The sequence below is a fragment of the Kaarinaea lacus genome, from assembly GCF_975902315.1.
This window is the reverse complement of sequence record NZ_CDLKIE010000307.1, coordinates 1-5,165: the sequence shown is the minus strand read 5'-3', so window position 1 is coordinate 5,165 and position 5,165 is coordinate 1. Positions and strand designations below refer to the sequence as shown.

The following is a 5,165-nucleotide window of genomic DNA, read 5'->3' as shown; positions in this document are numbered from 1 at the left end:
CGGCCGGCGAAAGCTGCCAGTCATCCTCTTTTTGCCGGGCGGTTTTGCCCCGAATGCCGATCACCTGGATAAAAAAACGCTGCACCCCCAGTTCGGCTAGCAGGGGTGCCATATCGATGAGATGGTCGACATTGAAAACGTTCGTGATGCCAGAATCGGTTATCGTTCTGAGACCACAGGAAGTCGTCGAGCAGCATCGATAGAAGAAGAGTCACTCATGCTGACCCAGGATGAAAATATCGTTGATATTCATCTTGCAGTGCAATACAAGATCAAGAGTGCCAGCGACTATGTCTTTAAAGTCGTTGACCCTGATGACACTTTGCGCCAGGCAACAGAAAGCGCCTTGCGTGAAATTGTTGGTAAGCGGGATATGGATTTTGTATTGACGCAAGGTCGCGCCGAAATTGCTGCGAATATTCAGGAGTTGACGCAAAAGATTCTCGATCGTTATGAATCAGGGTTGCTGGTTACCAGTGTTAACATGCAGGATGCACAACCTCCGGAACCTGTACAAGCTGCATTTGATGATGCCGTTAAAGCGCGCGAGGATGAAGAGCGATTAAAGAACGAGGCAGAAGCTTATGCTAACGATATCATCCCAAGGGCGCGTGGTAAGGCAGCTCGTGCCGAAGAAGATTCTCTTGCTTATAAGGAGCAGGTGATCGCGGAGGCAAAGGGTGAAACCAGTCGCTTCCTGCAAATTTTGGAAGAGTATAAAAAGGCACCAGAAGTAACGCGTAAGCGTTTGTACATTGATGCCGTTGAATCAGTGATGTCAAACACCAGTAAAGTTATCGTGGACGTTGAAGGTGGTAATAACCTGATGTATTTGCCGCTGGATAAAATGATGCAGGGTGGAAGCGCGATTCGTGACTTTGTATCATCGCCAAGGACTCCGGAATCAACATCGCCATCTCGATCCAGCGTACAACAGCCGCTCAGAGATAGTTCACGCTCCACCGGTAGAGGGATTCGCTAATGACTCAAGGTAAATTGATTAGTTTGATATTGATACTGGCGTTGCTGGTTGTCGGATCCATGTCTGTGTTTACAGTGGATGAACGTGAAAAAGCAATCATGTTTAAATTTGGTGAAATTGTCGGCACTGATTTTTCTCCTGGCCTGCACCTGAAAATTCCATTTGTAAATAACGTCAGTAAGTTCGATGCGCGTATTCAGACCATGGACGCCAAGCCGGAACGCTTTCTTACCAGTGAAAAGAAAAACGTGATTGTGGATGCGTTTGTAAAATGGAAAATTGATAACGTTTCAAAGTTCTATACCGCTACAGGTGGCGACGCTGAACGAGCAAATATTCGTTTATCACAGTTCATTAAAGACGGACTGCGCGGTGAATTTGGTAAGCGTACCATTAAGCAGGTGGTGTCCGGTGATCGTAATGAGATCATGGATATACTGACTGTGGAAGCCAACAAACAGGCGCAAGAGTTTGGTATCGATATCATAGATGTACGTATAAAACGTATTGACCTGGATAAAAATATCAGTGAATCTGTTTATCGACGCATGGAAGCGGAGCGAGAGCGAGTTGCCAAAGAATTGCGTGCGCAGGGTGAGCAGGAAGCTGAAACCATTCGAGCCAAGGCCGATAAAGAACGCACGGTGATACTGGCGGAAGCTTTTCGTAAGGCGGAGGAAATTCGTGGTCAGGGTGACCAGGAAGCAGCAAACATTTACGCGACTGCGTTCAATAAAGATAAGGAATTCTATGCCTTATATCGCAGTCTGATTGCCTATCGGAATTCATTTTCCAATAAAGAAGACATTCTTGTGGTTCAGCCGACAAGCGAGTTTTTTAAGTATTTTAAATAAGCCTGATAGCTTTTTTATAAAAAATAATAATTATCGCACTAACCTGTTGGTAACTGGGCTCTTGAGTTTGCCGGTTGGGTGCGCCGGATTTTGATATTATGTGGCAAGAATTGTTGTTGGCACTGGCATTACTTATGGTCCTTGAGGGGCTATTGCCGTTTCTGAATCCTGCCGGCTTCAAGCAAGCAATTCAAATGATTTCGCAAATGGATGACAGACAGCTTCGAATAAGTGGGCTTGTCATGATGTTAGCGGGTGTGTTGCTAATGTATCTGGTGAATGACTAACATTTTGTGGATATGTACTAAAGGCCACAAATGGGAAATAAAGACTTAAAAATAATATAATACTCCTGCCATGAATAACAATCGTTGGGTTCTCCCGGAAGGAATAGAAGAATTACTCCCCAAAGATGCGCATCAGATCGAAATGTTGCGCCGCCGTCTATTAGATATGTTTTCCACCTGGGGCTATGAGCTAGTCATTCCTCCATTTGTAGAGTATACCGAATCTTTGCTGACGGGCATTGGTAGTGACCTGGATCTGCAAACTTTTAAGCTTATCGACCAAAAGAGCGGTCGTATGATGGGCATCCGGGCTGATATGACGCCGCAGGTAGCGCGCATTGATGCTCATCAACTAGGGCGCGAACAACCGACTCGCCTGTGTTATATGGGTACCGTGTTAAGAACCCAGGCAGATGATTTGTCAAATAAGCGTAGCTTGATGCAAATCGGGGCAGAATTATACGGCAACGAAGATGTGGCCAGTGATGTTGAAGTTATTCGATTGATGCTGGCAATGTTGGCCAGTGTTCAATTAGGTGAAATATATCTGGATATTGGTCACGTGGGAATTTTCCGTGGTCTGGCTCAACAGGCGGGGCTTGATGAGCGACAGGAAGCACGCTTGTTCGATGCCCTGCAACGGAAGGCGGCACCAGAAATTACCGAATTATTGAACGAAGCAGGTATCGATAAAAACAATCGAGCCATGCTGGCAGAGCTTATTTGGTTAAATGGTGGTATAGAGGTGCTGGCGAAAGCACGTGAGGTTTTAAAATCCGCCGACTCGCAGGTCCACAAAGCCATTGATAATCTGGAAGTTATTGCCAGACAATTGCAGAAGCATAACCCACAAGTTGAGCTGCACTTCGATTTGGCGGAGCTTCGTGGGTATAATTACCACACGGGTGCCGTGTTTGCAGCTTATAAGCCAGGCATAGGTCAGTCAATTGCTCATGGTGGTCGCTATGATCATATTGGTGAAGTGTTTGGCAGAGCCCGCCCGGCCACCGGCTTCACTGCAGATTTGCGCACCCTGGTGGAAAATGCGGGGGCGATAAGTAACCCCGTTTCCGCAATATTTGCACCCGATAGTGACGACGAAGCGCTAATGGAAACAATTAATGAACTGCGTGAGCAAGGGGAGCGTGTTGTCGTTGCGTTGCCAGGTCAGTCACACGATGCAGAAGCGATGGGCTGCGATCGCAAACTGGAAAAACAGAAAAGTCAGTGGGTAATTGTCAAAGCATAATGCCTAATAACAATTGCGATAATTAACTTAACAAAATTGTCTTAGCACACTTTCAGGAAGCACAGTATGGGAAAGAATGTCATAGTTATCGGTACCCAGTGGGGTGATGAGGGGAAGGGCAAGATTGTAGATCTGTTAACGGATCAGGCAAAAGCAGTAGTGCGCTTCCAGGGCGGTCATAATGCCGGACATACTCTGGTCATTAAAGGCAAAAAAACAGTATTGCATCTGATTCCCTCGGGCATTCTTCGCGATAACGTTCAATGTCTTATCGGTAATGGTGTAGTCGTATCGCCGCATGCGCTGGTAGAAGAAATTGACATGCTGGAATCCCAGGGTGTGCCGGTCAGTTCGCGACTTAAAATCAGTGAAGCTTGTCCGTTAATACTTCCCTATCATGTCGCGCTGGACAATGCCCGGGAAGTTGCGCGTGGTAAATCTGCAATTGGCACCACCGGTCGAGGTATAGGTCCTGCCTACGAAGACAAGGTTTCCCGTCGTGGATTGCGTCTGGGTGACTTATTGCACCGCGAGCGTTTTGCGGCAAAGCTGGGTGAAGTTCTGGACTACCATAACTTTGCACTGAAAAATTATTACAAGGCGGACACTGTCGACTTCCAGCAGGTGCTGGATGAATCCCTCGCATTGGGTGAGCGCATTACGCCGTTGATTGCCGATATTCCCGAGCTGTTACACCAATATCAACGACAAGGCGATAGCGTTATGTTTGAAGGTGCCCAGGGTGCCTTGTTGGATATCGATCACGGTACCTATCCTTATGTAACATCTTCAAACACTACCGCGGGTAACGCCGGTACCGGCAGTGGCGTCGGGCCATGTGCCTTTGATTACGTCGTCGGTATTACCAAAGCTTATACAACGCGCGTGGGTTCAGGGCCGTTTCCCACCGAGCTGGATGATGAGCATGGACGGCATTTGGCGGAAAAAGGTCATGAGTTCGGAGCCACGACAGGCCGTGCGCGTCGATGTGGCTGGTTCGATGCTGTTGCATTACGACGTTCCAATCAAATCAACAGTGTATCGGGTTTGTGTATCACCAAGCTTGATGTGCTGGATGGTCTGGAGAAAATTCAAATTTGTGTTGGCTATAGCTGTGGTGGTGAAGAACGCAAAACGCCACCAGTGGGTGAAGAAGCCTTTGCTGCCTGCACCCCTGTATATGAGGAAATGCCGGGTTGGAATGAATCAACCGTCGGAATCAGGCAATATTCTGATTTACCTTCCAATGCGCAGTCTTATTTGAAACGTATAGAACAAATTGTCGAAACACCAATCGATATCGTGTCAACGGGTCCGGATCGTGAAGAAACCATTATTTTGCGGCATCCATTTGAGTAAGCCATTAATATTTAACGAATTGACTGTTATTAAGACGGGGCATTAAGCCCCGTTTTTTATTTCATGTAATAACGTCATGCAATATGCGTTTTATACAAGTAAAATAAATTAAATAAAATGACATAAGATAATTACGTTGGGGGAGTCTATGTCGTACCGCACTTTTGTCAGCATTGCTGCGATCCTGCTTGTTACGAATATTCCTGTTATCACTGAAGCAGCAGAAAGTAACCGCATTGTCTATCATGCGCAAATGCGCTTGATACACAAAGGCTATAAACCCGGACCGGCTGATGGCCTGGTTGGTAAAAAGACACGCAAGGCAGTCGCTAATTTTCAATGGGACAGTGGACTACCAATTACCGGCGAACTCGATAAATCTACGCTTAAAGCATTGGGATTGACCGTGTACAGTTATGCCCAGGTTGGTGCTG

Annotated in this window: 6 protein-coding genes; all 6 read left to right on the top strand. The window is 46.6% G+C overall.

All coding sequences use genetic code 11. The annotated features are described in order from the left end of the window. Positions 1-121 precede the first annotated feature (121 nt). Complete coding sequence (gene hflK, locus ACWVCM_RS09815) at positions 122-982, top strand: FtsH protease activity modulator HflK (protein ID WP_455201566.1); 861 nt, start codon at positions 122-124, stop codon at positions 980-982. Further along, entirely contained in the window at positions 982-1,836 is an 855-nt protein-coding gene (hflC, locus tag ACWVCM_RS09810) for a protease modulator HflC (RefSeq protein ID WP_455201565.1), read from the top strand. The genes hflK and hflC overlap by 1 nt, the downstream gene beginning before the upstream one ends. A 98-nt stretch (positions 1,837-1,934) precedes the next feature. Beyond that, positions 1,935-2,123, top strand: a complete 189-nt coding sequence (locus tag ACWVCM_RS09805) for a DUF2065 domain-containing protein (RefSeq protein WP_455201564.1) — start codon at positions 1,935-1,937, stop codon at positions 2,121-2,123. 70 nt (positions 2,124-2,193) lie between these two features. Then, positions 2,194-3,372: an ATP phosphoribosyltransferase regulatory subunit gene (locus tag ACWVCM_RS09800; protein WP_455201563.1), complete on the top strand. Its 1,179-nt coding sequence runs from the start codon at positions 2,194-2,196 to the stop codon at positions 3,370-3,372. A gap of 66 nt (positions 3,373-3,438) precedes the next feature. After that, entirely contained in the window at positions 3,439-4,731 is a 1,293-nt protein-coding gene (locus ACWVCM_RS09795; protein ID WP_455201562.1) for an adenylosuccinate synthase, read from the top strand. Positions 4,732-4,879: 148 nt separating this feature from the next. Further along, positions 4,880-5,165: peptidoglycan-binding domain-containing protein (locus ACWVCM_RS09790; RefSeq protein ID WP_455201561.1), on the top strand; the 286-nt coding region annotated here is incomplete at its 3' end.

Coding starts and splice junctions, on each gene's coding strand:
- hflK (WP_455201566.1), top strand. CDS start 122: ATGGTCGACATTGAAAACGTTCGTGATGCCAGAATCGGTTATCGTTCT.
- hflC (WP_455201565.1), top strand. CDS start 982: ATGACTCAAGGTAAATTGATTAGTTTGATATTGATACTGGCGTTGCTG.
- ACWVCM_RS09805 (WP_455201564.1), top strand. CDS start 1,935: ATGTGGCAAGAATTGTTGTTGGCACTGGCATTACTTATGGTCCTTGAG.
- ACWVCM_RS09800 (WP_455201563.1), top strand. CDS start 2,194: ATGAATAACAATCGTTGGGTTCTCCCGGAAGGAATAGAAGAATTACTC.
- ACWVCM_RS09795 (WP_455201562.1), top strand. CDS start 3,439: ATGGGAAAGAATGTCATAGTTATCGGTACCCAGTGGGGTGATGAGGGG.